This is a genomic window from Methanobacterium sp. (assembly GCA_016222945.1).
Taxonomy (GTDB): Archaea; Methanobacteriota; Methanobacteria; order Methanobacteriales; family Methanobacteriaceae; genus Methanobacterium_D.
In genome coordinates this window covers 152,703-179,551 of sequence record JACRPY010000002.1, presented here as the reverse complement: position 1 = coordinate 179,551, position 26,849 = coordinate 152,703, and the positions used below count along the sequence as shown (strand labels likewise).

At 33.2% G+C, this 26,849-nt stretch carries 24 protein-coding genes, 1 tRNA gene and 1 pseudogene; 14 read left to right on the top strand and 12 right to left on the bottom strand.

Annotated features, from left to right (window positions below):
- Window positions 1-6: 6 nt before the first annotated feature.
- Window positions 7-567 (bottom strand): LemA family protein, encoded by a 561-nt coding sequence (locus HZC47_00855; protein ID MBI5679437.1) that lies wholly within the window; start codon window positions 565-567, stop codon window positions 7-9.
- A 263-nt stretch (window positions 568-830) separates the two neighbouring features.
- On the opposite strand from HZC47_00855, the gene HZC47_00850 reads away from it, so the two are divergent.
- Both HZC47_00850 and HZC47_00845 read left to right on the top strand, forming a co-directional pair.
- Window positions 831-1,256: a hypothetical protein gene (locus tag HZC47_00850; protein MBI5679436.1), complete on the top strand. Its 426-nt coding sequence runs from the start codon at window positions 831-833 to the stop codon at window positions 1,254-1,256.
- Window positions 1,257-1,440: 184 nt separating this feature from the next.
- Window positions 1,441-2,559, top strand: a complete 1,119-nt coding sequence (locus tag HZC47_00845) for a putative DNA modification/repair radical SAM protein (protein MBI5679435.1) — start codon at window positions 1,441-1,443, stop codon at window positions 2,557-2,559.
- A 132-nt stretch (window positions 2,560-2,691) separates the two neighbouring features.
- Here HZC47_00845 and HZC47_00840 read toward each other — a convergent pair whose 3' ends face one another.
- The 4 genes from HZC47_00840 to HZC47_00825 form a co-directional block, all read right to left on the bottom strand.
- Window positions 2,692-3,012, bottom strand: coding sequence for a hypothetical protein (locus HZC47_00840; GenBank protein MBI5679434.1), 321 nt, complete (start codon window positions 3,010-3,012; stop codon window positions 2,692-2,694).
- Complete coding sequence (locus HZC47_00835) at window positions 3,012-3,785, bottom strand: ParA family protein (GenBank protein MBI5679433.1); 774 nt, start codon at window positions 3,783-3,785, stop codon at window positions 3,012-3,014. The genes HZC47_00840 and HZC47_00835 overlap by 1 nt, the downstream gene beginning before the upstream one ends.
- 159 nt (window positions 3,786-3,944) lie before the next feature.
- A complete protein-coding gene (locus HZC47_00830) occupies window positions 3,945-5,777 on the bottom strand; it encodes a threonine--tRNA ligase (GenBank protein MBI5679432.1) in 1,833 nt (610 codons plus the stop codon).
- Between the two features lie 221 nt (window positions 5,778-5,998).
- A complete protein-coding gene (locus HZC47_00825; protein MBI5679431.1) occupies window positions 5,999-7,240 on the bottom strand; it encodes a DUF4010 domain-containing protein in 1,242 nt (413 codons plus the stop codon).
- Between the two features lie 417 nt (window positions 7,241-7,657).
- Between HZC47_00825 and ilvD the strand changes: the two genes are divergently transcribed.
- The 3 genes from ilvD to HZC47_00810 all read left to right on the top strand — a co-directional run bounded on the left by ilvD (window position 7,658) and on the right by HZC47_00810 (window position 11,620).
- A complete protein-coding gene (gene ilvD / locus HZC47_00820; GenBank protein ID MBI5679430.1) occupies window positions 7,658-9,313 on the top strand; it encodes a dihydroxy-acid dehydratase in 1,656 nt (551 codons plus the stop codon).
- Window positions 9,314-9,430: 117 nt separating this feature from the next.
- Window positions 9,431-9,757: a signal peptidase I gene (locus tag HZC47_00815; protein MBI5679429.1), complete on the top strand. Its 327-nt coding sequence runs from the start codon at window positions 9,431-9,433 to the stop codon at window positions 9,755-9,757.
- A gap of 177 nt (window positions 9,758-9,934) precedes the next feature.
- Window positions 9,935-11,620 (top strand): arginine--tRNA ligase, encoded by a 1,686-nt coding sequence (locus tag HZC47_00810; GenBank protein MBI5679428.1) that lies wholly within the window; start codon window positions 9,935-9,937, stop codon window positions 11,618-11,620.
- A 78-nt stretch (window positions 11,621-11,698) separates the two neighbouring features.
- On the opposite strand, the gene HZC47_00805 is transcribed toward HZC47_00810, so the two are convergent.
- Entirely contained in the window at window positions 11,699-12,247 is a 549-nt protein-coding gene (locus HZC47_00805) for a TetR/AcrR family transcriptional regulator (protein ID MBI5679427.1), read from the bottom strand.
- Between the two features lie 131 nt (window positions 12,248-12,378).
- Between HZC47_00805 and HZC47_00800 the strand changes: the two are divergent.
- Both HZC47_00800 and HZC47_00795 read left to right on the top strand, forming a co-directional pair.
- Window positions 12,379-13,452: pseudogene (locus HZC47_00800) on the top strand (hypothetical protein).
- Between the two features lie 9 nt (window positions 13,453-13,461).
- Complete coding sequence (locus HZC47_00795; protein MBI5679426.1) at window positions 13,462-14,886, top strand: M48 family metalloprotease; 1,425 nt, start codon at window positions 13,462-13,464, stop codon at window positions 14,884-14,886.
- Window positions 14,887-14,932: 46 nt separating this feature from the next.
- Here HZC47_00795 and argF read toward each other — a convergent pair whose 3' ends face one another.
- The 3 genes from argF to purD form a co-directional block, all read right to left on the bottom strand.
- The gene (argF, locus tag HZC47_00790) at window positions 14,933-15,835 is read right to left on the bottom strand and encodes an ornithine carbamoyltransferase (GenBank protein ID MBI5679425.1); all 903 of its coding nucleotides are present in this window, start codon (window positions 15,833-15,835) and stop codon (window positions 14,933-14,935) included.
- Between the two features lie 106 nt (window positions 15,836-15,941).
- A complete protein-coding gene (locus HZC47_00785; GenBank protein MBI5679424.1) occupies window positions 15,942-16,445 on the bottom strand; it encodes a hypothetical protein in 504 nt (167 codons plus the stop codon).
- 81 nt (window positions 16,446-16,526) lie between these two features.
- Window positions 16,527-17,837: a phosphoribosylamine--glycine ligase gene (purD, locus tag HZC47_00780; GenBank protein ID MBI5679423.1), complete on the bottom strand. Its 1,311-nt coding sequence runs from the start codon at window positions 17,835-17,837 to the stop codon at window positions 16,527-16,529.
- 204 nt (window positions 17,838-18,041) lie between these two features.
- On the opposite strand from purD, the gene HZC47_00775 reads away from it, so the two are divergent.
- The 4 genes from HZC47_00775 to HZC47_00760 all read left to right on the top strand — a co-directional run bounded on the left by HZC47_00775 (window position 18,042) and on the right by HZC47_00760 (window position 22,572).
- A complete protein-coding gene (locus tag HZC47_00775; protein ID MBI5679422.1) occupies window positions 18,042-19,781 on the top strand; it encodes an acetolactate synthase large subunit in 1,740 nt (579 codons plus the stop codon).
- A 1-nt stretch (window position 19,782) separates the two neighbouring features.
- Window positions 19,783-20,283 carry an acetolactate synthase small subunit gene (ilvN, locus tag HZC47_00770; protein MBI5679421.1) on the top strand — a complete coding sequence of 167 codons (501 nt, stop codon included), beginning with the start codon at window positions 19,783-19,785 and terminating at the stop codon, window positions 20,281-20,283.
- A 218-nt stretch (window positions 20,284-20,501) separates the two neighbouring features.
- Window positions 20,502-21,488 (top strand): ketol-acid reductoisomerase, encoded by a 987-nt coding sequence (ilvC, locus tag HZC47_00765; GenBank protein MBI5679420.1) that lies wholly within the window; start codon window positions 20,502-20,504, stop codon window positions 21,486-21,488.
- 88 nt (window positions 21,489-21,576) lie between these two features.
- On the top strand, window positions 21,577-22,572 hold the full coding sequence (locus tag HZC47_00760) for a methanogenesis marker 12 protein (protein ID MBI5679419.1): 996 nt from the start codon (window positions 21,577-21,579) through the stop codon (window positions 22,570-22,572).
- A 32-nt stretch (window positions 22,573-22,604) separates the two neighbouring features.
- Here the strand turns inward: HZC47_00760 and surE are convergent, their stop codons facing one another.
- Window positions 22,605-23,381, bottom strand: a complete 777-nt coding sequence (gene surE, locus HZC47_00755; GenBank protein MBI5679418.1) for a 5'/3'-nucleotidase SurE — start codon at window positions 23,379-23,381, stop codon at window positions 22,605-22,607.
- 181 nt (window positions 23,382-23,562) lie between these two features.
- Here surE and HZC47_00750 point away from each other — a divergent pair, with 181 nt between their 5' ends.
- Entirely contained in the window at window positions 23,563-24,342 is a 780-nt protein-coding gene (locus HZC47_00750) for a restriction endonuclease (protein ID MBI5679417.1), read from the top strand.
- A gap of 189 nt (window positions 24,343-24,531) precedes the next feature.
- Here HZC47_00750 and HZC47_00745 read toward each other — a convergent pair.
- A tRNA-Val gene (locus tag HZC47_00745) sits at window positions 24,532-24,603 on the bottom strand.
- A gap of 200 nt (window positions 24,604-24,803) precedes the next feature.
- On the opposite strand from HZC47_00745, the gene ilvE reads away from it, so the two are divergent.
- Both ilvE and uppP read left to right on the top strand, forming a co-directional pair.
- On the top strand, window positions 24,804-25,727 hold the full coding sequence (gene ilvE, locus HZC47_00740) for a branched-chain-amino-acid transaminase (GenBank protein MBI5679416.1): 924 nt from the start codon (window positions 24,804-24,806) through the stop codon (window positions 25,725-25,727).
- 44 nt (window positions 25,728-25,771) lie between these two features.
- Window positions 25,772-26,608, top strand: coding sequence for an undecaprenyl-diphosphatase UppP (gene uppP, locus HZC47_00735; protein ID MBI5679415.1), 837 nt, complete (start codon window positions 25,772-25,774; stop codon window positions 26,606-26,608).
- A 23-nt stretch (window positions 26,609-26,631) separates the two neighbouring features.
- On the opposite strand, the gene HZC47_00730 is transcribed toward uppP, so the two are convergent.
- Window positions 26,632-26,841, bottom strand: a complete 210-nt coding sequence (locus tag HZC47_00730) for a helix-turn-helix transcriptional regulator (protein ID MBI5679414.1) — start codon at window positions 26,839-26,841, stop codon at window positions 26,632-26,634.
- Window positions 26,842-26,849: the final 8 nt, after the last annotated feature.

Sequence of the window (26,849 nt, the reverse complement as noted above, 5' to 3'; positions counted from 1 at the left end):
TACCACTTAAAATTCAACTTTAGGGACTTCTTTTGCTGATTCTTCAATTTCAAAGAACTCTGATTCTGTAAAACTAAATTGTCTTGCCAATATGTTACTTGGAAACATCTGACATTTGTTGTTGTAAATTAAAACCGTGTCATTGTAAAATTGTCTGGAATAAGCTATTTTATCCTCAGTCTCTTCTAACTGACTCTGTAGCTCCAAAAAATTTTCGTTAGCCTGTAATTCAGGGTAATTTTCCGCCACAGCAAAAAGACTTTTCAAAGTATCAGTTAGCATATTATTCGCATCCGCATTTTCTTGAACTGTTTTTGCATTCATAAGACTGGCTCTTGCTTTAGTTACCTCTTCAAATACAGTTTTTTCGTGTTTAGCATAGCCTTTAACAGTTTCTATCAAGTTAGGTATCAAGTCTGCTCTTCGATTCAGTTGAACATTAATCTGAGACCATGCATTTTTAACCCTGTTACGTGAACCAATCAAGCTGTTGTAAATAGCAACTGTAAAAACAGCTAAAATGACTAAAAAAACTATTATAACTCCTAGTATTATATAAACTGACATTTTTTAACACCATTTATTATGAAGATCTTTTATTATTTATATATTTTGAAAATAAGTTTGTAAAATTAAATGAACAGAAATTCAAGAAGAAAATTTATAATCAAGAGAAGTTTAGAAAGTTATGATATTTAGTGAAAGTTATGATAACTTAATATTAACTCGTATATAAGCATTTTCAATTTATCATAATAATAACATTTATATACACAAATAATATAGAAATTAGTGTAATTCATAACAGTAAATAATAAAGGAGGAAATAAATGAAAAAGAATATTGTATTAATTGCAGGAATAGTGTTTATGTTCGTTATTGGCCTTCAATTAGTTGAACCAGTATCAGCAGCAAAACTTAAAGTTGTAGATCAAGGCACTACTACTTTAAACGATCCAAGTGGCAATACAATCACATTTACATGGAAAACATATCAAAGAGGAACAAAATATGTTGCAGTTATTGGATACATGTATTCTCCACAGACAGACACAGGAGTTACAATGTATATGTATCTTAAAAAAGTCAGTAAGAAAAAAGTAAAGCTATATGGAAAAATGATTGCTAAACATTATGGTACAGGTGCTTCTTACTCAAAAAAAATACCTGCCACATATGAATACACAGAACTAACTGCTGCACAATGCTACTGGAACGAATTTAAACCTGGTATGATGTCTGGAATGCCAGGATAATATCGGTGAAAAGATTTAATCTTTTCTTTTTATTTTTTATTAAAAAACTATCTCATGATCAATTTACATATGGAATTTGCTTATTTTAGAATTTAAAGCTTTTATCTGTAATTTTATCATGATTTTTAATTATGGAAGGCATATAGAATAAATTATAATACTATTTTTGATAAAATATAATGTAATGAATGCCTTAGAAAAACTAAAAATTCTTGGGGAATCTGCAAAATATGATTTATGCAATTATGTAAGCCCCAATCTTGAAACTTACGCCTCAGGCAAAATACCTGGAGTCTACAACAGTACATCGCCAGATGGACATTGTATGCCCTTATTTAAGGTTTTGATGACTAATAAATGTTCAAATGATTGTAAATATTGTATGAATCACAGTAACCGGAAATTTGAACGTTATGAATATGAACCAGCAGAACTTTCAAGAGTATTCATGGATTATTACAATAAAAGGTATGTTGAAGGCTTATTTTTAAGTTCAGGAGTTTTTAAAGATATAGATTCTTCAATGGAAAAACAGGTAGAAGTTGCCAGAATCTTAAGGGATTATGGATATGATGGTTATATACATCTTAAAATTCTTCCAGGAACATCTTATGACCTTATTAAAAGAGCTATGAGTTTAGCAGACAGAGTAAGTGTAAATATTGAAGCTGCAACTCCTGATGGATTTGAAGAACTTACAACCACTAAGAATTTCAAAACAGATATCTTAAAACGGATGAAATGGATCAGTCGTTTGTCCAATGATAAAAATATGGCCCCGTCTGGCCAGACAACCCAATTTATTGTAGGTGCAGCGGATGAAAGTGATGAAGATATTCTAAAAAGAACAAATTGGCTTTTAGATAAGTTTAAAATAAAAAGAAGTTATTTTAGTGCTTTTACTCCTTTAGAAAATACTCCTCTTGAAAATTATGAATCTCCACATCCTAAAAGGACTTCCAGACTTTATCAAGCGGATTTTTTATTGAGTTATTATGGTTTTTCCTTTGATGAACTGGTATTTGATGAAAATGGGAATATTGAAACAGAGGTTGATCCAAAATACTCTTTTGCTATGAACAATATGGATTTGTTCCCTGTTGAAGTTAATGAAGCGTCTTATGATGAGCTTATTAGGGTTCCAGGGATTGGAATGGTTTCTGCAGAGAGGATTATAACTTTAAGGAAAAGAGGATTAAAAATTGGAAAATTAGAAGATCTTAAAAATCTGGGTGTTGCTGTAAAACGTGCTGAACCTTTTGTTAAGTTAAATAAGTCATATCAGTCTGTTTTAAGTTTTTAATTATAAAGTTCTTGTTATAAATTATAAGATTTAAGTTATTAGTTATAAGTGACCAAGGAATAACATATAATTTATTATTTATTTAATGAAAAATTTAATAAATTGAAAATATAACTATAAATCATTTCAATTTTAAACTTTATCCTCAAATACCACCCATATTTCAGGATATTTCTCTTTTACAGCTTCTTCAATTAAAAGAGATGCTTCACTGCTTATACTAAACTCTGGCTCTGTTTTTCTTAAAAACCTCAAAACAGCAGCAGATTTAGCAGACCAAAGTGAAATACGTGGATTTTTCTTAACATCTGCCAAAATATCTTCCACTATTTTTTCGTTGAGTTGATGATTATCTTTAGATGCATCTTTATTTTCAGATTCTTTAACATATTTTTTGCTGATTAAAGCATCGAGCCCACGTCCCAGTGCTCCGCTTTTATTTTCTTTAGGCATTATTCGTCCTCCATATCCATCAATTCCTCTGCAAGCTCCATATATGCAATTGAACCTTTACATTCCTCATCATATATTAAACATGGGATTGCATGGCTTGGTGCTTCTGCAAGCTTAACGTTTCGAGGTATAGTTGTTTTAAATATATTTTCTTTCCCTTCAAAGTATTCAACAACATTACTGTAAACATCTCTGCCCAATCTTGTTCTAGAATCATACAATGTTAGAAGAATTCCTTTAATAGTTGATGGGCTGTCTAATCGGTTGCCTACAAGTTCCATTGCTTCAATAAGATCTGCTATTCCTTCAAGAGCATAAAATTCTGCTTGAATTGGTATTATAACGCTGTCTGCTGCAACTAATGAGTTTATTGTTAGAACCCCTAGTGATGGGGGCACATCAATAAATATATAATCGTAAGCGTCTTTCATTGATTCTAATTTTTCTTTTAATATAGAGTGAAATCCTATTTCGCCGCTTAACTCAATTTCTGCACCGCTTAATGATATGTTACTTGGAACGATATTCAATCCCTCAATACCTGTTGGGATTACAGCATCTTCAATGGAGTTTTTTCCAGTTAAAGTTGTGTATATAGTGTTTTCAAGCTCATTTTTTTCAATTCCAAAGCTTGTTGTAGCATTACCCTGTGGATCAATATCTACAAGTAAAATATTTCTTTTATTTAAAGCTAAAGCTGTTGAAAGATTTACTGCTGATGTGGTTTTACCGCATCCGCCTTTTTGATTCAATATTGCAATCACTTCACCCATTTAATTGTCCTCCAAAATTTTACTTCTAAATTCTAAGTTATAACTTATAATATTTAAGTTTCTGTTTTTATTTATTATAAATTGTCAAATTTAAAATAAAAAAAATCTTAAATGAAAAGTAACCTAGCAATTAAAAAAAGAGAAAAATAGTTATTAAAATTAGAAATTAACCCTTTTAGATATAATTACCGGTAATGGTAATGATCTAAATGGCATTCCTCCAATTTCATCTTGAACTTTAGCTATCAACTCATTTTTATCCATTAACACTTTCTCATTGGTTTCACGGATATTTACAGTGAATTGATCACTTTCAAGTTCTTTATCCCCAATAACAATAGTATAAGGTACCCATTCTTTTCCAGAGTTCCTTATCTTTTTTCCCACTGTTTCATGACGGTCATCCATGTCAACCCTAATGTTATTTTCCTTTAATACCTTGGCTAATTCCATTGATTTTTCTATATGTCTTTCTGCAATAGGAATAACTCTTACCTGGGTTGGTGAAAGCCACACAGGTAACATTATAGGTTTTTTCGGGTTTTCTTTAAGTTCAATGGCTGTTTTTTCAAGTAAACTGCCTATAACACGTTCTATACTTCCTGTTGGGCTGCAGTGAATAATTATTGGATATTCTTCTTTTTCATTTTCGTTAATATATGTTATATTAAACCTTTCAGCACTTTCAACATCTATTTGGATTGTAGGGTTTTCTATAGGTCTTCCCAAATAGTCAATGGCTGCAAAGTCCATTTTAGCAATCCAGTAATGCTTACGTCTTGGTAGAATTTCAAGCAGTACAGGTTTTCCCATTTTTTCTGCTGCTTCATATATCCATTCCTTATTTTCTTCATAAAAGTCAGCTGTTGCCCTGAAAATAGCTTCATAGTTTACATTAAGGTCCTCTCCAGTCTGCATGCACATGTCAATTTGCCTGTCGAATTCTTCCATTGATTGAGGAATATCTGCACATACTGAGTGGAAATCAGGCATTGTAAATCCTCGAAGTCTTTTAAGTCCCACTACTTCTCCTCTTTTTTCTAATCTAAAACTATATGTTGAAAGTTCATATACTCCAACAGGAAGGTTTTTCCAGGTTAAAAAAGAATCGGAAAGTAATCTAAAAGCTCCAAAACAGCAAGCAAATCTTAACATTAGTTCTTTTTTAGTACCCATCCTGTACTGTCTTTCCCCAAACTTATCGGCATGTGTCCTTATTGCATCATCTGCAAGGTCATACATTATTGGAGTTTCAACAGGCATTGCCCCATATTCAGTTACAAGATTGTAAACGTAATCAGAGAGAAGATCTCTAATTAATCTTCCTTTAGGATACCATCTGAGGTGTCCAATATCCGCAGAAGGTTCATAATCCGCAAGACTTTTTTCACGCATTAGTCTTACGTGTGGTGGTTCTTCTCCAGTGGATTCTAATTTACCAAGCTCATAATCAGTGAGCTTCTTGAGGTCTCCACTTTCGAATTTAAAGGTTTCAATGTCTAAAAGTTCTCCTTCATTTAAAATATACCATTTTGAAGGTTCTTCCTCTGTTTTTTCTTCTTCTTTTGGTTTTGCTGTGATTGTTCTTGATAATTCTGATAAGGGATGGCCTTTGCATGAAATTTCAAATGATTTATACCATCCGAATGGAATTCTTGAAACTTCAACGCCTTCATCTCCTAATTGAGATTCCATTTCTTTTAATATCTTTTTTGCAGCGTCGGGAGAACTTAAAGATGAGCTTAAATGAGCATAGGGATATATAATCACATTATCTGGTTTTACTTGCCTAGAAACGTTCATTATTTCCGATACAGCATTTTCAACAATTTCAGTTGAGTTTTGTTCATCTTCCTTTTCAACTGCTGTAAAAACGACTAAAGCATTTTCAAATTGGCCGCTTTTCTTCTCGTCTTCGATTTTTTCTGCTATTTTTGTTTTTGATTTGGTTTTATACCTTAGATAATCAGAATGAATCAAAAGTATCCGCATTTTATCACCTGTGAATTTAAAATAGTTATAAGGTAAGTATGTAATTCTATATAACTGATTTAAAATATTCTAGAATATTATATTATGTAGTGTTGTGGATTAATAAATTACTCATAAATTTTTAAATCTTGCAGTATTTAAGTTTTTATTAGATAAATTATTAAAATATTAAAACATGATTTAGAGTCCATTTAACTGATTTTATAAATATAACAATGTGTTTAAACAAAAATAATGGTTATTAATCCTATTGCTATTATTACTGCAAATATTATTCCAATTAACTGTCCAAATTTCCTTGTTCCAAAGAACAACGCTATTAAAAACTTTATAATTGTATTGGATATACTGGCCAATGTTATTGCAGTTACAGCAGTTTCAGGAGAGATTGTATCCCTTGCAAGAAATGCCATGCTTATTGTAATTGCATCTACATCAGCGACCCCTGAGATTATACTGGCTATATAAATTCCTGCGCTTCCAAAATAAATGTCTGCAGCTTTAGAAGCAAAAAGAATCACTATAAAAAGTAAACCAAATATTAATGCCGGTTTAAGTGAAAAAGGATTTTCTAATTTAATATCAGTATCAATATTCCATACTTTTGTTGCTTTCCAAGCTATAAAACCCAATATAATACCTAATATGCCCATACTAATCATTGGATATATCAAAAGACCTATTAAACTTGGATTTATGACAGATACTTCAAAAAGAACCCTTAAAAACATCATGGAACTTGCGATCACTGTTGCAAACACTGCTGCCCTCATGACAAGGTTATTCTCTTTAACTCTGGCTGCCATTGCTGTTGTGACTGCAGTACTTGATACCAGGCCTCCGATAATTCCTGTTACACTTAATCCTCTTTCAGCACCGATGAATTTCATTAATATGTATCCTGCAAAGCTTATTCCTGAAATAAAGACTACCATAAGCCATATTTGATAGGGATTAAAAACTCCTAGTGGACCCATAGCCTGGTCTGGAAGTAGGGGAAGAATTACAAATGCAACTATAAGAAATTTTAAGGTGTTAACCATTTCTTTTTCGCTTATTTTCCTTGCAAAAGTATGTAAATGAGGTTTAATTGCAAGTAACGTTGTTATTATGATTGCTATGATTGGAGCTATTTTTATTCCATCATCTATATAACAAAGAGCACCTAAACAAAATGTTATAATGGCTGCGACCTCTGTAGTTATCCCAATATCGCCATTATCTTTTGTACTTACTATATAGCTCAAACCAACAATTATAATTAAACCTATAAAAGCTATTATCAAAAAATTGGAATAAAATATCGACATGAATGCAGATAAAGTACCTAATACTGCAATTAGCATGAAAGTCCGTATTCCTGCAAATTCCTTAATTTTAGATTGTGTTCTCTCTCTTTCAATTCCAATTAATGCCCCAATTGCAAAAGAAATTAAGAATTTTAAAATTAAGTCAATATACATAAATAGTAATCTATTGTTTAAATTATAAATAATTTAAGGGTTATTTTAAAACATTAATGTAATTAAAAAATGATTATAAGATAATATAACTGCCAAAACTACATTTAAATATGTTATAATAATTCATATGTCCAATAAAATAACTATATTATTCATATAATAAAACACGACCATACATAACCCCGGAACAATGCCACAAACTCCACAACCAATACACATTCTAATAAACCTCAGACAAAGTATATAGTATTTTAGATATAAAATAGTTACACTTATAATTATTTGTTAAAAAACACAATTTGTAATACATAAAATAGACAAATATTATCAAAATGTTAAAATAAAGCTAATATCCTCTAATAGCTCATTTTAAAAAAATAATAGTTTAAAATAATAATTTTTTATAATGGTGGTTTTATGAGAAGTGATACTATAAAAAAAGGATTGCAAAGAGCCCCCCACAGATCTCTGCTTAGAGCATGTGGAGTAACAGACGAAGAAATGGATAAACCTTTTATAGGTATTGCAAACAGTTTTACAGACATAGTACCAGGCCATATTCACCTTAAGGAAGTAGCCGAATCGGTTAAATTAGGAATAAGTGAAGCCGGTGGTGTTCCTTTTGAATTTAACACAATGGCCATCTGTGATGGTATTGCAATGAATCATGAGGGAATGCGCTATTCTTTAGCCTCACGTGAGATAATTGCAGATACCGTTGAAAGTATGGCCATGGCTCACCAGTTTGATGCACTCGTACTAATCCCTACATGCGATAAAGTAGTTCCAGGAATGCTTATGGCTGCTGCAAGGCTGGATATACCTTCAATTTTTGTTACGGGAGGTCCAATGCAGCCAGGTGAATTTAAAGGGAAATCTGTAGATTTAATAGATGTTTATGAAGGTGTTGGCGCTGTATCTTCTGGTAAAATGACCATGGAAGAGCTAGATGAGCTGGAACGATGCGCCTGCCCTGGTGCAGGATCATGCGCCGGTCTTTTCACTGCAAACACCATGGCATGTGTAACAGAAACTCTTGGAATGAGCTTACCTTACTGTGCAACAGCTCATGCAGTGGATTCTAAAAAAATGAGTTTAGCAAGACAATCTGGCGCTCAAATAATAGAATTACTTAATAAAAATATAACCCCCTCTCAAATAATGACTCAAGAAGCATTTGAAAATGCCATAGTAGTTGATTTGGCTCTTGGAGGTTCAACAAACACTACATTGCATATTCCGGCAATAGCAAGCGAACTTGAAGATAAAGGTGTTTCTATAACACTGGACACCTTTGATAAGTTTAGTAAAAACATTCCCCATATAACTAAGTTAAGTCCGGCTGGAAGTCATACTATGTTAGATTTAGACCGTGCAGGAGGTTTACCTGCGGTTTTAAATGTAATCAGAGAAAAAATAAACTTAGATATCATAACATGTACTGGAAACCCAGTTAAAGATAATATTAAAGATGCAAAAGTCCTTGATAATGAAGTTATACGGCCATTAGATAACCCGATACACGCTGAAGGTGGAATTGCAATATTAAAAGGTAATTTAGCTCCAAAAGGCGCTGTTGTTAAAGTAGGGGCTGTTGATGAGGACATGATGACACATACAGGTCCTGTGAAAGTATTTGATGGCGAGGAAGAATGTGTAACAGCAATTTTCAACAATAAAATTAAAGAGGGAGATGTAGTAGTTATAAGGTACGAAGGACCTAAAGGCGGGCCAGGCATGCCTGAAATGCTTAATCCGACTTCAGCTATAACTGGAATGGGAATAAAATCTGTTGCCCTTATAACAGATGGAAGATTTTCAGGTGGGACAAGAGGACCATGTATAGGGCATGTATCTCCTGAAGCCATAGTAAAAGGACCTATAGCAGCTTTAAAGAATGGAGACATAATAAAAATTGATATGTACAATCGAAAGCTTGATGTTGAACTTGATGAAATGGAAATTAAAAAACGGCTTGAAACTTTATCCATGCCCGATAAGAAGGTTAAAGGATGGCTTTCAAGATATCAGAATATGGTAGGTTCTGCAGATACTGGAGCCATATTAAGATGATGTAAAATTTTATTTAAGTAATTAAAGAATTGATTAGGTGAAAATGTGGAAATTGATCTTAAAGAAATAGCTACGTATGCCATAATTATACTTGTAGGAGTAATTGTAGCTCAAAATATGAATGTTGTTGTCTCCGGAAGTATGGAACCTGTTCTTTATAGAGGAGACATTGTTATAATTGATAAAAATCCCAGTAATCTCCAGGTAGGAGATATTATAGTCTATAATGCTAATTGGTTTAAAGACCCAGTAATTCACAGGATTATTAAAATAGAAAACTCATCTAACGGACCCGCATACACCATAAAAGGAGATAACAATCCTGCGCCCGATCCGGCCCTCGTATATCAAAAGCAGATAATTTCTAAGGTTGTAACAATAGATGGACATCCCATAGTCATCCCTAAAATCGGGTATATCACCCTATGGATTAGAGGATTATGATTAAATGATTTAAAACTAGCTTAAAGTTTATATTGGCAATTTAGTTTTTATTGCCAATTCCATTTATTTTTAAAATTTCAATAAACTTAAAAATATTTTTTAAGAAAAAAATTAGATAAAACAAATATAACACTTCAATTGATTAATTAGACATTATAACGATTACATGGTGAATTTATGTATAGAATGCTAGAAAAAGAAGCAATAAAATCATTAGAAGATGCAGTTAAATCTCTGGGATGTGAAATTCCTGGAGAAATTAAGGTAGAAGAACCACCAAACTCAAATTTAGGTGATCTTGCATCAGCAGTGTCATTTCAACTTGCAAAGCAGCTTAAAAAACCCTCAATAGAAATAGCCAAAGACATTTTAGATGTTATAGAAACCCCTGAAGTTTTTAAATCAGTTGAAATGAAAGGACCATACATTAACTTCTTTATAAACTATGATACTTTCTCAAAAATGGTTTTAGAAAGTATTAATGATGATTATGGGCAGCTTGAAGAAAAAAATGAAAAAATAATTCTTGAGCACACATCAGCAAATCCTAATGGTCCCTTACATATTGGACATATACGTAACTCAATAATAGGAGATTCATTGGCACGTTTATTAAAATCTGCAGGTTATAATGTTGAAACTCAGTATTATGTTAATGATATGGGTCGTCAAATTGCCATAATCGTGTGGGGCCTTCTAAATTTTGATTATAAAATCAAAGAAGAGGAAAAAGTTGATCATGAAATTGGAAAAATATATTTCCAGATTAATGAAAAATTAAGGGCCGATAAAAGCCTTAAAGATGAAGTTAGCGCTCTTTTAAAAAGATATGAAAGTAGTAGAGATGATGAACTTGCAGATAAGTTTGAATTTGTTGTAAGTAATTGTTTAGAAGGTATAAATGAGACTACAACCCGTTTAAACATTTCCCATGATAAGTATGTGTGGGAAAGTAAATTTGTAAAAGAAGGCACAGTTTCAAAGATTTTAGAGGATTTAAAAGGTCACACTAAACAAAATGAAGTTCTTTACTTACCACTTGAAGATTATGGAATAGAAAAAGAACTTATACTCACTAGGTCTGATGGAACTTCCCTTTATTCAACAAGAGACCTTGCATATCATCTTGAAAAATCAGAAAATTGTGATAAAATAATAGATGTGCTTGGATCTGACCATAAGCTTGCTATAGACCAATTAAGCGTTGCATTAAAATTATTAGATGGAAAAACTCCTGAAGTTATATTTTATGAGTTTATAACACTTCCTGAAGGTTCAATGTCTACAAGAAGAGGTGTTTTCATCTCTGTAGATGATTTAATGGATGAAGCAATAGAAAGAGCACTTAATGAAATTAATAAGAGAAGAAAGGACTTAAGTGATGAAGAAGCGCGCATTATTGCAAATGAAATAGGAATTGGAGCTATAAGATATTTTATAGCTAAATTATCACCAGAAAAACATATAGTGTTTAAATGGGATGAAGCACTTAGTTTTGAAAGAGGATGCGCTTCTATTCAGTATGCTCACGCCCGTGCATGTAAATTACTGGAAAAAGCCAGTTTTGATGCCTATAAAATAGATAATAAAGATTGTTCTTTAGAACATCAATTTGAAATAGAGCTCATTAAAACTCTTTCAAAGTTCACGTCAGTTATTGAAGAATCTGCAAGAATTAACAGGGTGCATCCTGTTGCACAGTATGCCATGGATTTAGCAGGTGCTTTCAACAGATTTTACAAATCAGTTCCAGTTATTGGTGATGAAAATGAAGTTATTAGGTTGCTTTTAGTGGATAAATCAAGGATAACCATTAGAAACTGTCTTGAGCTTTTGGGAATAAGCGCCCCTAATTCAATGTAACCATTAAACTCTTAAAATTTATTTTAAAATATTAAGATTAAATAAAAAAATAGATGGATTTTAACAAGTAAAATCTGTTTATTCTTTTAAACAATTTGATGAATAGTTTATAAATTCATCAACAGCTTTTTTATGGTCAACAAAAGTGCGTCCCTGTTTTTTATCAAAAACTACAAAGTATAAAAAAGAAAGAATGTTAAAAGCAAATACTTTGGCGTCTACTTTATGATCAGGGAACATTTTTTCAATATATTGAGCAAGACGTGTTATAAATACTTCAATAGTTTTTTCAGATATTCTACGCCTTTCATTTACAAAAATACTAACATATTCGTAATTATTCTCAATCAAATTCAAAACACTGGAAATTAGGGCTTTAAAACAGTCTTTCGGACTTTCAAATTTTTCATCTGTAAACACTGAATTAATATCTTCCAATATCAGTTCCTGGTTTTTAATTAAAACCATGTTAAATAAATTTTCTTTGGTTTCAAACTTTCTAAATAAAGTCATTTCACTAAAACCAGATTTTTCAGCAATTACTCTTGTTTTAGCTCCAACATAACCTTCTTCTGCAAAAACAGTTAAGGCTGTATCCATAATTTTTTGTTTAGTCTTATCAGTCATATAATCAACTTATTTAAGCATTGAATCTTTAAAATTAATCCATAAATTAAATATTAATCTCAATTTTCAGTAAATATGATAAGTATTGATATATAAACATATTGATATTAAAGTTTTAGGATTTAATTAAAATGCCAAATAACTCCACTAATATTAAAAAACAAAACAATTCAAAGAGAGCTATTTATGTTTGGATATGTGGAATACTCTTTTCTGTACTTTTTACATTATTAATATGGATATTGGGGCCTAATCTTAACCATTTCACTTCAATATTTCTCCCGTTTCAGGGAGGTTTTGATTATTACTGGAAACTTCCAGCAAGAAACTTCCAGACAATGTTTATAGTATGGTCCTTTTATTTAACGAACCAGTTTTTAGTTTGGGGATTGATATATTGGGCTCAAAAAAACCTAAAAGAACAAAAAATCAGCCCTTCATACAATCTAACTAAATATAATATAATGATAATTGCTGTGATGGTTATTTTTATTTTTCTGCACCTTATACAAACTCATATTTGGTTTGATGGCCTGGCACAGGACACCCCTATTATTAGCAGCATGGGATCTGTTATTATAATGTTATCCATGATTTTAATACTTCAAAATCCTTTTTCAGGACTATTTCTAGGAAAAAAAGCCGGTAAACCCTACACAGAACGTGTTGTTAGTTTTTTCAGACGTAACCATATGTATATATTCGCCTGGGCTCTTGTGTACACTTTTTGGTTCCATCCAATGGCTACTGACCCTCAATTATTATCAGGATTCTTTTATATGTTCCTTTTATTTACACAGATGAGCTTGGCCTATACAAAAGTGCATCTTGACCAAAGATAGATAGTAACATTACAAAGCTGGGTAGCTATACATGCCGTGATTGTAGCTTTCTTCAACACTAAATATCTTGGAAGCGCTGATATGTGGCCCATGTTCTTTACAGGGTTCACTTTTATGTTTGTATTCACCTACATGTACGCATTAAACATTAAAAAATATATTCGCCTGATAATAACCGTTCTTTACTTTGCTTTCATTGTTTGGTTATATATTCCAATACCTTATGGTCTTGGAAGAGATCCTTCCTTCCTATTACGGGTGGATTTCCTGTGGATTCCAATTATTCTCTATGGACTATCAGCATTGTTTGCCGGAATAGTCTTTTTATGGGTTAGAAGAAATAAAAAAATTAATTTAAACTAATTGATTGAAATGGCCAAAAAAACATTTTTTATTGATATTGATATCTCTCCAGAATTCCATGATGATATTTTAAAATTTATTTATGAAAACTATTTAAAAGCAAAACCAGAATACTTTAAGGATGTTAAAATAACAAAAAATGATTTAAATCAGCTTTATTTCGCCGTGGAAAATCCTAAAGAAAACTTTGAGGTTAAATCCGTCATTAAATCTGGAAATCCCCTTGAAATTACATTAATTTATGATGAAAACACTCCAAATAACTTTTTAGAATCAGTTGTGGATGATATTTTCTTTATGGCCCATTTATTTGAAGAAAATGTACATAGCTCCACCATCTATTTTTCATGGGTTGAAGGAGAAAAAATAATACCGGAACAACCTCCTACAAAGCGAAAAAGGGTTGTAAACCAGCTTTTTGGTAGCAGTATGCTTTTAATTTACATTTTATTCTTTGGAGTGAATATAATTCTCTTCTTATTCATGGGATTGTATGCAGTGATATTTATTTTGCTTATACAGCTACTTATCGTCCTATTTGCAGATAAAATCCTTGAAATACGTAGTAATTGGCATATATCGCCACAAAATCCTTATGTTCATATATTGGAGTATCAATTACCCTTCGGTGAGTTTAAAGAATTTCAAGAAAAATTCGGTAAAAAAACAGTTATTCAAATGAAAAAAGAGATATACAACAAAACATTAGGCATAGGGGCTACTCCAACATGTGAATCCGGAGATGATGTCCTGGAAAAGTATGGATTTCACTGTAATCCTTACAGCAACATTTATAAAGTAATAAACGTCTATGATATCGTTAAAAAAGCTGCTGATAGTTTTAATTTACCTGTTCCAAAAATTGTGGTTACAAACACCATGACACCCAATGCAGCTGCCACAGGCCCAAGCCCTAAAAGAGGTTTAGTGCTTATTACAACGGGTTTACTTGTTCAACTTGATGAAAAAGAGGTTTTAAGCGTTATTGGTCATGAAATGGGTCATCTTCAAGGAAGAGACCCTCTAATATTATTTGGCATTATTTCAGGAGAATTTTTACTTAGATTTACTCTTCTTCTGCCAATTGTGCTTATTTCTCCAATTATATACGTAATTATTGCTATGGCCCTTATTTTCTTTGTTGCTAAGTTCTTTGAAGCCAGAGCAGACCTTTTATCGGCCATGAAAATAGGCCAACCAGATGTACTTGCCAATGCCCTTAGAAAAATAGCTTTTAAACGGCTTCAATTAGAAAAGGTTTCAGCTTCTAAGATTCCAAGATGGTTAGCATGGGATCCCCACCCTCCTATTTATTTCAGGATTAACCGACTGGATAACATGGAAACACCTGTAACTATTGAAAGTCCTTTTATTCAGTCTGTAAAAGATGTTTTAGATGGTTTTATTTCAACTTTCTTTTTTAAAAAGAGTTGAAAACATTTAATCCATAAAAAAAGATTATTTAAGAGTTAACATCGTATTAAGAAATTAAAAGGTATAGTACTGCTTTTTGGGCGTGCAGCCTGTTTTCGGCTTGATCCCATATACTTGATTTAGGAGAATTAATCATATCTGCAGTTATTTCCTGACCGCGAATTGCAGGCAGGCAGTGTAAAATCATTGCATCGTTATCTGCATGTTTCATGAGATTTTTATTAACCTGATAATCTGAAAAATCGTTTATTCTCTTTGAAGCTTCTTCTTCATCCCCCATACTTATCCAAACATCAGTATATACAACATCCACACCCTGAACTCCTTTTTCAATATCATTTATTATTTTAAGTTCAGCACCGGTCTTTTTGGCATATTTTTTTGCCTTTTTAAATATTTCGACGTCAGGTTCATATCCTGGAGGGCATACCACATTCATATCCATGCCTACAAATGCTGATGCCAATAATAATGAATTACAAACATTGTTTCCATCTCCAACAAATGCTAATTTCATATCAAAGCTTTTTTTCCTTTCATATATGGTTAAAAGGTCTGCAAATGCCTGACAGGGGTGTTCTAGGTTTGTAAGCCCATTAATAACTGGTGCATTGGAATTTTGTGAAAATTTCAAAACATCTTCATGTTCTATGGCCCTAATCATAACTCCATCAACATATCGGCTCATTGCTTTGGCTGTATCTTCTACTATTTCGCCACGTCCAAGTTGAAGGTCATCTTTCGATAAATACAGTGCTGTCCCGCCAAGCTGGTACATTCCAACTTCAAAAGATATTCTTGTCCTTGTTGATGCCTTTTCAAATATCATGGCCAGTGTTTTTTTAGCTAAAGGTTCTCCAGGGATTTCTCCTCTTTTAAATTTCCCGGCAAGAACCAGTATTTCATGTACATGATCCTTTGCATCTTCCATTGATAAGAGATGTTTCATTAATTCCACTCCAAATTTAATAAAATTCTTTGAATGTCTGTTAATTATTGAAGAAAATGTTTATTGAAATCATACTATATCTATTTTTCTGTAACCATGAAAAAAGCTATTCCTCACCAAATTCTGATTTAATAACTCTTTTTACACTCTCTAATTCTTCTTCAGTCTTTTTTAATTCATCATGAGTAACCATAGCCATCTCATTATATCTGATCCATTTATTGCGAAGTTTTTCACATTTTAATTTAGTATCATGGAAATAATTAATAAGCCCCATCTTTATTTCTTCTCTTCTAGTTTGCTGAAACCTAAGCAAAACAATTTCTTTGTCTGTTATTCCTTCATTAAGCTTATGAATACGTTTTTCGGATTTCTTAAGCTTTTCTTCCGTTTCTTTAAGTTCATCTTCAATTTTTTCATTTTTAGGGTGTTCAAGAGCTTTTTTTCGGAGTTTATTCAATTCATTTTCCATTTCTTTAGTATATTTAATACAAATAAGTCGCTTTTGCCCTATTTTATCTATTTCAAGCTCAGTATCTAATATTTTTTTTTCAAAACTTTCAATTTCTTCTTTATTCTTTAATTCATCTATGTATATCTCTAATGACATAAAATCTCATGCCCCATAGTGAAGATTTAACATCCTCATTTTTAATAAATGGAATTTTAAGAATTAAGGAAGTTATAGCTCTTATTTTCCAATTTCTTTCATGTGCATTATTCTTTTTAGTATAAGTTCTGCTGTTCCCACATCTCTTCTATGATAAACATCGCCTTTAACATATTTTGTAGCGTTTTCACATAGCTTTTCAGCTTCTTCTATACTATCTGCAATACTAACAAGGCCTAAAGCCCTGGATGAAGACGAGTATATCTTACCTTCCTTTTCATTAACTGCTGCGTAGTAAACCCGCGCTCCAGCTTCCCCTATTTTTTTTTCATCAACATCAATTACCTGATTTGGAACCGCTTTTCCTGGATATCCCTCTGGTACTATATATTTGCAAACAGTAGCTTTATTTTCAAATTTAGCGCCATGGAGGTTCCCATCAACAATTTCTTCACAAATATTAACGAAATTAGTTTTAAGTAAAGGTAAAACATTCATTGCTTCTGGATCTCCAAATCTCGCGTTATATTCAATGAGTTTTGGACCGTCATTACCTAACATGAACTGTCCATATAAAAATCCTTTGTATGGTCCTACCTCTTTATTAATAGCCTTAACAGTATCTTCCATCATCTTAACAGATCCATCATAATCTTTTTTATTTAAAAATGGTAACAGACCATCCTTATCAGAGTAAGATCCCATTCCTCCAGTTATTGGCCCTTCATCCCCTTCAAATGCATAGGGATGATCCTGAGCTGCAGGCATAGGTGCAACATTTTTACCATCTACAAATGCCTGAACTGTGAATTCTTCCCCAATTGCCTTTTCTTCAATAACAACACTGGCATAACCGCCCATTTTAGTATCAACAACTTCTTTAGCATATGATTTAGCCTCTGAAGCATCTTCTAATTGCTCTCCAACAATTTTAACTCCTTTTCCACCGGTTAATCCTACAGGTTTTATTACAATGTCCTCTCCAAATTCATCAATAAAATCACTAATATCTTTATAGTTATCAAAAACCCTGTAAGTTAGGGAACCGCCTATTTTGTAATTTTCAAAGAGATTTCTCATGAAAACTTTGTCAGTTTCTATTTTAGCAGCTTCTTTTGTAGGTCCCACACAGCCTATGCCTTCAGATTGTAATGCATCAACAATACCTTTTTCAAGAGGTGCTTCTGGTCCAATTACAGCCATATCCACATTATTTCGAGTTGCAAACTTCTTTACAGTTTCTATATCATTTTCACTAGAAATCTGATATTTTGATATTCTGGCAATTCCTGGATTTTTATTGCTCATAATTGAATATATATCTGCATTTCCTTCTATTGCCTTACAAATTGCGTGTTCCCTTGCCCCTGTACCTACTACAAGAATTTTCATGTGAATCCTCCTTACTCTTACTATTTATGAACTTTAATATTAGAATATGATTTTTTCAGTTATTTGTTTTTATCTTAACTATATATCTTAAATAGAACCCAACATATAGATATGTAAATATATTCAAATAAATTTATTCTCTAAAATAAATAAGTATTTAGAGTGTTATTTAATGAAAATAATAAAAAAAATTAAGGTGTTTTTATGAAAGGTGGCGAAGCGCTAATTAAATCTCTCACAGATCAAGGTGTAGATGTTGTATTTGGATATCCTGGAGGAGTTTTACTCCCTTTATATGATGTACTTTATGATTCTGACCTTAGACATATTTTGGTAAGACACGAACAGTGTGCTGCACACGCAGCTGACGGATATGCAAGAGCATCTGGAAAAGTAGGTGTATGTATCGGTACGTCTGGCCCTGGAGCCACAAATTTAGTTACAGGGATTGCAACAGCATATATGGACTCATCACCAATTGTAGCAATTGCTGGACAGGTTCCAACAGGACTTATTGGTAATGATGCTTTCCAGGAAGTAGACACTATCGGAATGACCATGCCCATTACAAAACATAACTTCCAGCCAATGACTCCTCAAGAAATTCCAGAGGTACTTAAATCTGCATTTTACATAGCTGGAACAGGAAGACCAGGTCCAGTAGTTGTAGATTTACCCAAAGATGTTCAAGAACAGGAATTAGACTCAAAAATGGATGTTAGGATTAATTTACCAGGTTACAAACCCACAAAGAAAGGTCATCCTCTCCAAATAAAAAGGGCTGCTAACTTAATTGCAAACTCCGAAAAACCTGTTATACTTGCAGGAGGAGGAGTAATATTATCAAATTCATCAGAAGAGCTTTTAAAGTTATCAGAAATCATTGATGCACCAGTTGTTACCTCACTTTTAGGTAAAGGATCATTCCCTGAAGATCATCCATTTTCATTGGGAATGCTGGGAATGCACGGTACAAAAACATCTAACTTAGCAGTAGATGAATGTGATTGTTTGATTGCTGTTGGTTGCAGATTTTCAGATAGAACCACAGGAAGTGTTGCAGAATTCGCTAGAAACGCCAAGATCATTCATATAGATATCGATCCTGCAGAAATAGGGAAAAATATCGGTGTTGACATCCCTATAGTAGGAGACGCGAAAATAACGCTATCCAGCCTTGTTAAAGCTATTACTCAACTTAGAACTGGCGGGAAAACAAATGAATGGACAAGATACATACAAAATTTTAAAAGTTCATGTATTCCACGTATGTCCTTTGAAGAAATTCCATTAAAGCCTCAGCAAGTTATAAAAGAAATAATGCAGGCAGTTGATTCAGAAACTATCATGACCACTGATGTTGGTCTAAATCAGATGTGGATGGCCCATTACTTCAAAACAAGGCATCCTAGGACATTTTTATCCTCAGGAGGACTTGGAACTATGGGATTCGGTTTCCCAGCAGCAATGGGAGCAAAGGTTGCAAAACCTGAAAGTGACGTTGTAGCCGTTTGTGGAGATGGAGGATTCCTTATGGTTTCACAAGACCTTGCAACCATTAAAGAATATGATATTCCTGTAGTTATTTGTATTTTAGACAACAGATACCTGGGAATGGTTGCACAATGGCAAAAACTGTTCTACGAGAAGAGACTGTCACATACACACCTGGGAGGAGTTCCTGACTTTGTTAAACTTGCAGAAGCATTCGGAGTAAATGCATATCGTGTAGAAAAGCCTGGTGAAGTTCAAGAAACCTTGAGAAATGCTATTAATTCAGGAGAACCAACACTTATCGATATTACGATTGATCCAGAAGAAATATTACCTATGGTTCCCCCAGGATGTGGATTAACCGAAATGGTAGGAGAATACAAAGTAGAAAATGATGGTCATGGAGAAACCACCTACCACAAAGAAGCAGATGAGAGAGCAGGTGATTAAAATGGAAGACCAGAAAACCCATATAATAAGCGCTCTTGTTTTACACAAGCCTGGTGTCCTCCAAAGAGTCGCAGGACTCTTCACAAGAAGAGGGTTTAACATTGAAAGCATCACGGTAGGTACTTCAGAACAAGAAGGCATTGCCAGAATGACAATCATTTCAAAAGGAGACAGTAAGGTATTAGAACAGATAACAAAACAGTTAAACAAGATAATTGATGTTATCAAAGTAAGAGACCTTGAAGTAGAAAACACAGTAAAAAGAGAGCTTTGCCTGATTAAAGTTCATTCTCCTACAGAAAAAATCAGATCTGAAGTAATTCAATACGCAAACATTTTTAGGGGAAGAATAGTTGATGTAAGCCCTGAAACATTGACAATAGAGATTACAGGAGCATCAGATAAAATAGATGCACTTATAGACCTGGTTAAAACATTTGGAATAAAAGAAATTGCAAGAACAGGACCTACAGCAATGTCAAGAGGCGTTAAAACTATTTAACTTCTCTTTTCATTATTTATTTAAATTTTAGTACAATCTAATAAAAGTCATATTTGGAGGTTGAAGGAAAAATGTGTTTTTCCTGAACCTATTGGAAATCTTCGATTTCCAATGCCCGAACACAAGTGTTCGACGGCCCAAAAATCAAAGATTTTGGAGGTTGAGAAAAAACCGATAGGTTTTTTCGAACCCCAAATATGAATATTTGGAGGCATTAAATGAACATACATTATGAAAAAGACGTAAATTTAGACGTTTTAAAAGATAAAACAATTGCAGTTATAGGTTATGGAAGCCAAGGAATGGCACAAGCCCGGAACATGTCAGAAAGTGGTTTAAACGTTGTTGTTGGACTAAGAAAATGCGGTTCGTCATGGAATATAGCAAAAAATGACGGACTAGAAGTTTTAACTGTTGAAGAAGCCGCTGCAAAAGCAGATATAATCCATATATTAATACCTGACGAAATTCAAGCAGAAGTTTACAAAAATTCAATTAAAGAACACCTAAAAGAAGGCAACACCCTCTCCTTTTCACACGGGTACAACATACACTACGGTTACATAAACCCTCCTAAAAACGTTAACGTTGCAATGGTAGCTCCAAAAGCACCAGGTGCAACTGTAAGGCGGCAATATGAAGATGGATTTGGAGTTCCAGGGCTCGTAGCTGTTGAACAGGACTTCACTGGAAATGCAAAAGAAGTTGTACTTGCAATGGCCAAAGGATCAGGCCTTACCAGAGCAGGAGTACTTGAAACAACATTTAAAGAAGAAACCGAAACCGATCTATTCGGAGAACAAGCAGTTCTTTGTGGTGGAGCAACAGAACTTATAAAAGCAGGATTCCAGACCCTTGTTGAAGCTGGTTACCAGCCAGAAATAGCATACTTTGAAACCTGCCACGAATTAAAGCTCATTGTTGACCTTATATACGAAAAAGGTTTTGCTGGCATGTGGCATGACGTAAGTAACACTGCAGAATTCGGCGGACTTACAAGAAGAGACCGAATTATAACCGACGAATCAAGGAAAGCCATGAAAGAAATCTTAACAGAAATCCAGAAAGGTGAATTCACCAAAGAATGGGCCCTTGAAAATCAGGCTAAAGCTCCTATGCTCAACAGAATGAGAGACATGGAAGATGACCTACAAATTGAAAAAGTGGGTAAAAAGCTTAGAAAACTCTGCGGGTTACAAAAATAAATTTTTTAAACCTAAAGGCTGCAAAAATAAATTTAAATTCTTTTTTTAAATTTTTTTAATTATTTTAAAACTTATTAAAGGTGAATTCATGGTATTTGTAGGAATGGATCATGGTACCACAGGAGTTTCTTTCACCATCCTTGATGATGAAATAACCCATTTTAAAATCTCAAGGGAAGATTGCTCATCTGGAAAAATCTCTGCAATTAAAGAACTATCAAAAAGAGTTGATTTTAATTCAATTGACCTCATGGCAATAACTTATGCTATGGGAGACAGTTTAACTGCTGTAACACCCATAGAAAAAGTTAAAAATCGAGGAATTATCTCAATTGATGGTGCAGGGAAAGTAACTGGCGGCGGAACTACAGTTTACGATGAAATCAAAGATTCGGGCATTCCTACCGTGGTAATACCGGGAATTCATAAAAAAACCCCTTGTCTTGATGAAAGATTTAAAGCAGCTTATTCTCACCATGCAAGCTCTGAAAAAGTGAGTATTTGTTATAATGCCCTGTTAGAAACAGGATTTCAAAATATGATAGTGTCAGATATAAGTTCCAACACTGTAACCATGTTAATTGAAGATGGTGAAATTAAAGGAGCTATGGATGCATGTATTGGAGCAATGGGAATTGTTCACGGGCCACTCGACCTTGAAATGATAAGAGATATTGATGACGGGCTTAAAACTGCTAATGAATGCTTTTCAAATGCGGGTGCTGTAAAAATTGCCGATATTAACACCAATGTAAGCCAAGCCAAAGATGAAATTATAAAAAAATATTTAGAAAATGATAAAAATGCCAAGCTTGCCTTAGATACCATGATCATGACCATAGTCATGGAAATTTATGGATTAGCAGGAATAGCCAAAAATAAAGTTGATGGTGTGGTCTTAACTGGTTCTACTGGTTCAATGCAAGAGCCAATTGATGTATTTGGTGCCATAAAAAAATATATTGGATGTATTTCTCCAGTAACTATGCTTGGAGAAAGATCAGGGTCTCTTGGAAGTGCCCAAATAGCCAAAGCTGTTTTTGAAGGTAAAAAAGATATTTTAGGCATTCCAGTAGTTAAATAAATGAAAATTTTGTATTTTTTAAATTCAATTATTCAATCAAGCCAATCCTTCATCAAATTCAAATTAGAAGTACAATCAAGAGATATTGGAGTTACAGTAGGACAATTACAAGTTCTAAGTGTATGTACATCTGTTCCCTCTTCGTCTAACTCAACCGGGTCTCCATCAATCCAGTAATATTCTCTTCCCCGGGGATCAAGCCTTTTTTGGATATGGATTGAATACATTCTCTTTCCAAGCCTTGTTAAGTTGATTTTATGACTTTCGGGGTGAGATGGAATATTGACATTTAAAAAATCAACTCCATCAGGAAGACCTTTTTTTATAATCCTCTTTGAAAGTTTTCTGGTGATTTTCTGGGCAAAATCCAAATCAATATCAACATGCCCATCATGGAACTTAATATCATCTCTTGTAACTTGAAGAGAAACAGAAAGAGCATGAACACCATTAGCAGCAGCCTCCATTGCAGCCCCTATAGTACCTGAAGTTGTAAGTTCCGCCATTCCCAAATTTTCACCAACATTAATCCCTGAAATAAGTAAATCTGGTTTTTCATCCATTATTTCATATATTCCAATTATTACTGCATCAGTTGGAGTTCCTGAAACTGAATGAGCATTAGTTCCATCCATTAAAGTTGATTTATTAACTCTTATTGGCTCAAAAAGAGTTAATGCATGGCCTATTCCGCTTTGTTGGGTTGCTGGAGCCACAACATTAATTTTTCCCAGTCCTTCTACAGCATTTTTTGCTGCTACAATCCCTGATGAATTTACTCCATCATCGTTAGTTATCAAAATTCGCATAGAGCATATTTATATCTTAACCTTCAAAAGGTTTACTAGAAAATATTATTAAAGATAAATATTAACCCATATCGTTAAAAGTAAATACTACCTATTAAATAATGACAATAAGAGAAATATAATCATTATTCAAGCTTGGGGCATTAAATTATAATATCTTCCAATAGAAAAGGTGAGGACATTGGAAAAAAAGAGATTGGTAGATTTCGTTGCAAAAATAATGGAAAATAATGGATTTAAAGTCCAAAAAAACTATAAAACATCCAAATACCTTGTAGATGTGTATGGAGTACTTCCTACAGTTTTAGGAGATATCGAGGTTATAGTAGCCTGTAAAAACTACGAAGAACGATGGAAAGTCGGTATGGATGTACTTAAAGAGATGGAAATGGTAGCAAAAAGTCTTCAAGCTTCTAAAGTAGTGGTTATAACCACTTCTGAATTTTCTTATAACGCCATAAGCTATGCAGAAAATAGAAGTATTAAACTCATAGACAAAGACGGACTAATGCGAATTGCAAAGAAATACTCCAAAAAAGACATGGAAACAGGCGGATCACCCTACATAACTGATAATGATGAAGATGAAGATGATGGAAACGAACCATATGTGCTTCCTTCTAAATCTTCAGGTAATTCATTTTCGCCCCGAGGCAAAAGAGTATCACTCAGCGGGAGAAGAAGAGGAGATATATCAAACAAGCTCAAAGAATGGGGTAAATTATTCCTTACAAATACTATAGGGCTTATAATAATTGTTTTATCATTATCTACCATATTAACTTACCTTGTTGCTCCTAATAAAGCTTTATTAGGCGTTTTAAGGATTTTATTCGCTGCTGTTTTATCCTATGGAATTGTATTAGCCGTAGAAAGGGATTTAACCGCCACTTTAATAAGAGGAAGCACTGTATTCTTCGTTTCACTGATTATATACATTGCTTTAATTATTTTCGCCTGATTTTCTTTTTAAAAAAGCCCCTAAATCTTGATTTTAGGGCAATAAAATTTTTAAAAGTATTGCTATCGCTATATGATTAGTAAAATTTAAATTGGATTATTTAGAAAAATTGTAAAAAATTTAACTTTAAATTAAAAAGAAAAGTTATTTCTTGTTTTAATAAGTAAAAATAAGTATTTTAATAGTTAATGGGCCGGAGGAGATTCGAACTCCTGATCACCTCGTTGTAAGCGAGGTATCATACCCCTAGACCACCGGCCCAAGTGAGTATTTTTCACTATTGACTTGCAGCCTATATAAACTTTTCTGATTACACCTAAAACTAATTGAATTTAAACTAAACAGATTTTTATATAATACCACTAAATATTTCAAAATAGCTTAATATTAAAGTTTAATGGTTTGATTTCATATTTGAATTTAATAAAATATTTCTATAATTAAGCAAAAGAGGGAGTTCTATGGCTTTTAATGAAAATGGAAGAATATGGTTTAACGGAAAATTCGTTGATTGGAAAGATGCAAACATTCATGTCCTATCTCACGTTGTTCACTACGGTTCAAGTGTATTTGAAGGAATAAGATGTTATAATACCAAGAATGGGCCAGCTATTTTCCGTTTAAAGGAGCATGTTGAAAGATTATTTGATTCTGGGAAGATTTATCGGATGGAAATTCCATATACTGTTGATGAAATATGTGATGCCATTAAAGAAACTGTTAAAATTAATAATTTAAAAGATTGTTACATAAGACCTGTTGTTTTTAGAGGATACAACGAATTAGGTGTTTATCCCTTGAACTGTCCCCTGGAAGTGGTTATTGCTGCATGGGAATGGGGAAAGTATTTGGGAGAAGATGCAATTGAAAATGGAGTAGATGTTGGTGTCTCCACATGGAGGCGAATGGCGCCAAATACGCTTCCTAATATGGCCAAGGCAGGGGCCAACTATATGAATTCTCAACTGGCAAAGATGGAATCTTTACTCAATGGATTTAATGAAGCAATAATGATGGATTACGGAGGGAGTGTTAGTGAAGGTAGCGGTGAAAACATATTTTTAGTTAAAGATGATGTTTTGTACACTCCCCATTCATCCCTATCCATACTTTCTGGAATAACAAGGGATTCTGTAACTAAATTAGCAAAAAATGAAGGAATAGAAGTAAAAGAAGAAGCAATACCGCGAGAAATGCTATATCTTGCAGATGAAATCTTTATGACAGGTACAGCTGCTGAAATCACTCCAGTTAGATCTGTTGATAAAATAACTGTGGGGAATGGTAAAAGAGGCCCTGTAACAGAGAAATTACAGAAAAAATTCTTCAATATTGTTGAAGGAGAAGAAGAAGATAATTTTGCGTGGTTAACTTTTATAGATTAAATAAAATTTTTTAATTAAAGTAAAATAAAGGATAATTTGATAAAATGGACATTATACAAGCATTAATATTAGGTATTGTTCAGGGATTAACTGAATTTTTACCTGTAAGCAGCTCTGCTCATCTGGTATTTGTGCCTGAAATCATGGGCATTCAATCCAGCCTTGCATTCGACACTATACTCCACGTTGGAACATTAGTGGCCGTAGTTGGATATTTCTGGAACGATATATTGCACATGTTAAAATCGTTCTTCTTTAGTCTGATGGACATTCCCAAAGGCCAGTTCATGAAAGGTATTAGGGAAGATAAGTTCAAAAAACTGGCCTGGTTTGTAATAATCGGTACAATACCTGCAGGTTTAGCTGGTGTTCTGCTTAAAGACTTTTTTGAAGGGTTATTTAACAATATACCTGCTGTAGGTCTCTTTTTAATTATAACTGGTTTCTTGCTTTGGGGATCAGAAAGAGTATCAAAAAGTGTCACTAAAAAAACAAGTCTGGAGAATATGAGCCTTAAAAGTTCTATTATAATCGGTGTTTTCCAGGCTCTGGCAATTGCTCCCGGTATTTCAAGATCTGGTGCTACAATTTCTGCCGGACTATTTTTAGGCCTTGAAAGAGAATTAGCAGCTCGTTACAGCTTTTTACTTTCAATACCTGCAATTTTAGGAGCAGCTCTCGTTCAGGCAAAAGATATAACCTCTCTGGATATGACTACAACCGTGGCAATTGCCGGTTTTATAGCAGCAGCTATAACTGGTTATCTGGCCATTAAAATACTGTTAAAATTAATAAAAGAGAGAAATCTTATGATATTTGCCTATTACTGCTGGATAGTAGGTACAGTGGCTTTAATTCTCTCATTAGTGGTTTTTAAATAACCAATTTTTTCTTTTTTTAGTAATTATTTTTTTTCAGCTTCATCATAAAATATAAATAGCTCATCAATACTTGTTTTTAAAGCTACGGCAATATCATGAGCTAATTTGAGTGAAGGGTTATATTTTCCTTTTTCAAGGAAAACAATCGTTTCTCTTCTTACCCCTACTTTTTCTGCAAGCTCTGCCTGTGTTAAATTATATTTTGCCCTGAATTCCTTTATTCTTGTTTTCATTGAAATCC

What these genes read in the sequence shown, in the direction of transcription:
- HZC47_00855 (MBI5679437.1), bottom strand. Translation starts at nt 567, where the DNA reads ATGTCAGTTTATATAATACTAGGAGTTATAATAGTTTTTTTAGTCATT.
- HZC47_00850 (MBI5679436.1), top strand. Translation starts at nt 831, where the DNA reads ATGAAAAAGAATATTGTATTAATTGCAGGAATAGTGTTTATGTTCGTT.
- HZC47_00845 (MBI5679435.1), top strand. Translation starts at nt 1,441, where the DNA reads ATGAATGCCTTAGAAAAACTAAAAATTCTTGGGGAATCTGCAAAATAT.
- HZC47_00840 (MBI5679434.1), bottom strand. Translation starts at nt 3,012, where the DNA reads ATGCCTAAAGAAAATAAAAGCGGAGCACTGGGACGTGGGCTCGATGCT.
- HZC47_00835 (MBI5679433.1), bottom strand. Translation starts at nt 3,785, where the DNA reads ATGGGTGAAGTGATTGCAATATTGAATCAAAAAGGCGGATGCGGTAAA.
- HZC47_00830 (MBI5679432.1), bottom strand. Translation starts at nt 5,777, where the DNA reads ATGCGGATACTTTTGATTCATTCTGATTATCTAAGGTATAAAACCAAA.
- HZC47_00825 (MBI5679431.1), bottom strand. Translation starts at nt 7,240, where the DNA reads ATGTATATTGACTTAATTTTAAAATTCTTAATTTCTTTTGCAATTGGG.
- ilvD (MBI5679430.1), top strand. Translation starts at nt 7,658, where the DNA reads ATGAGAAGTGATACTATAAAAAAAGGATTGCAAAGAGCCCCCCACAGA.
- HZC47_00815 (MBI5679429.1), top strand. Translation starts at nt 9,431, where the DNA reads ATGAATGTTGTTGTCTCCGGAAGTATGGAACCTGTTCTTTATAGAGGA.
- HZC47_00810 (MBI5679428.1), top strand. Translation starts at nt 9,935, where the DNA reads ATGTATAGAATGCTAGAAAAAGAAGCAATAAAATCATTAGAAGATGCA.
- HZC47_00805 (MBI5679427.1), bottom strand. Translation starts at nt 12,247, where the DNA reads ATGACTGATAAGACTAAACAAAAAATTATGGATACAGCCTTAACTGTT.
- HZC47_00795 (MBI5679426.1), top strand. Translation starts at nt 13,462, where the DNA reads ATGGCCAAAAAAACATTTTTTATTGATATTGATATCTCTCCAGAATTC.
- argF (MBI5679425.1), bottom strand. Translation starts at nt 15,835, where the DNA reads ATGAAACATCTCTTATCAATGGAAGATGCAAAGGATCATGTACATGAA.
- HZC47_00785 (MBI5679424.1), bottom strand. Translation starts at nt 16,445, where the DNA reads ATGTCATTAGAGATATACATAGATGAATTAAAGAATAAAGAAGAAATT.
- purD (MBI5679423.1), bottom strand. Translation starts at nt 17,837, where the DNA reads ATGAAAATTCTTGTAGTAGGTACAGGGGCAAGGGAACACGCAATTTGT.
- HZC47_00775 (MBI5679422.1), top strand. Translation starts at nt 18,042, where the DNA reads ATGAAAGGTGGCGAAGCGCTAATTAAATCTCTCACAGATCAAGGTGTA.
- ilvN (MBI5679421.1), top strand. Translation starts at nt 19,783, where the DNA reads ATGGAAGACCAGAAAACCCATATAATAAGCGCTCTTGTTTTACACAAG.
- ilvC (MBI5679420.1), top strand. Translation starts at nt 20,502, where the DNA reads ATGAACATACATTATGAAAAAGACGTAAATTTAGACGTTTTAAAAGAT.
- HZC47_00760 (MBI5679419.1), top strand. Translation starts at nt 21,577, where the DNA reads ATGGTATTTGTAGGAATGGATCATGGTACCACAGGAGTTTCTTTCACC.
- surE (MBI5679418.1), bottom strand. Translation starts at nt 23,381, where the DNA reads ATGCGAATTTTGATAACTAACGATGATGGAGTAAATTCATCAGGGATT.
- ilvE (MBI5679416.1), top strand. Translation starts at nt 24,804, where the DNA reads ATGGCTTTTAATGAAAATGGAAGAATATGGTTTAACGGAAAATTCGTT.
- uppP (MBI5679415.1), top strand. Translation starts at nt 25,772, where the DNA reads ATGGACATTATACAAGCATTAATATTAGGTATTGTTCAGGGATTAACT.
- HZC47_00730 (MBI5679414.1), bottom strand. Translation starts at nt 26,841, where the DNA reads ATGAAAACAAGAATAAAGGAATTCAGGGCAAAATATAATTTAACACAG.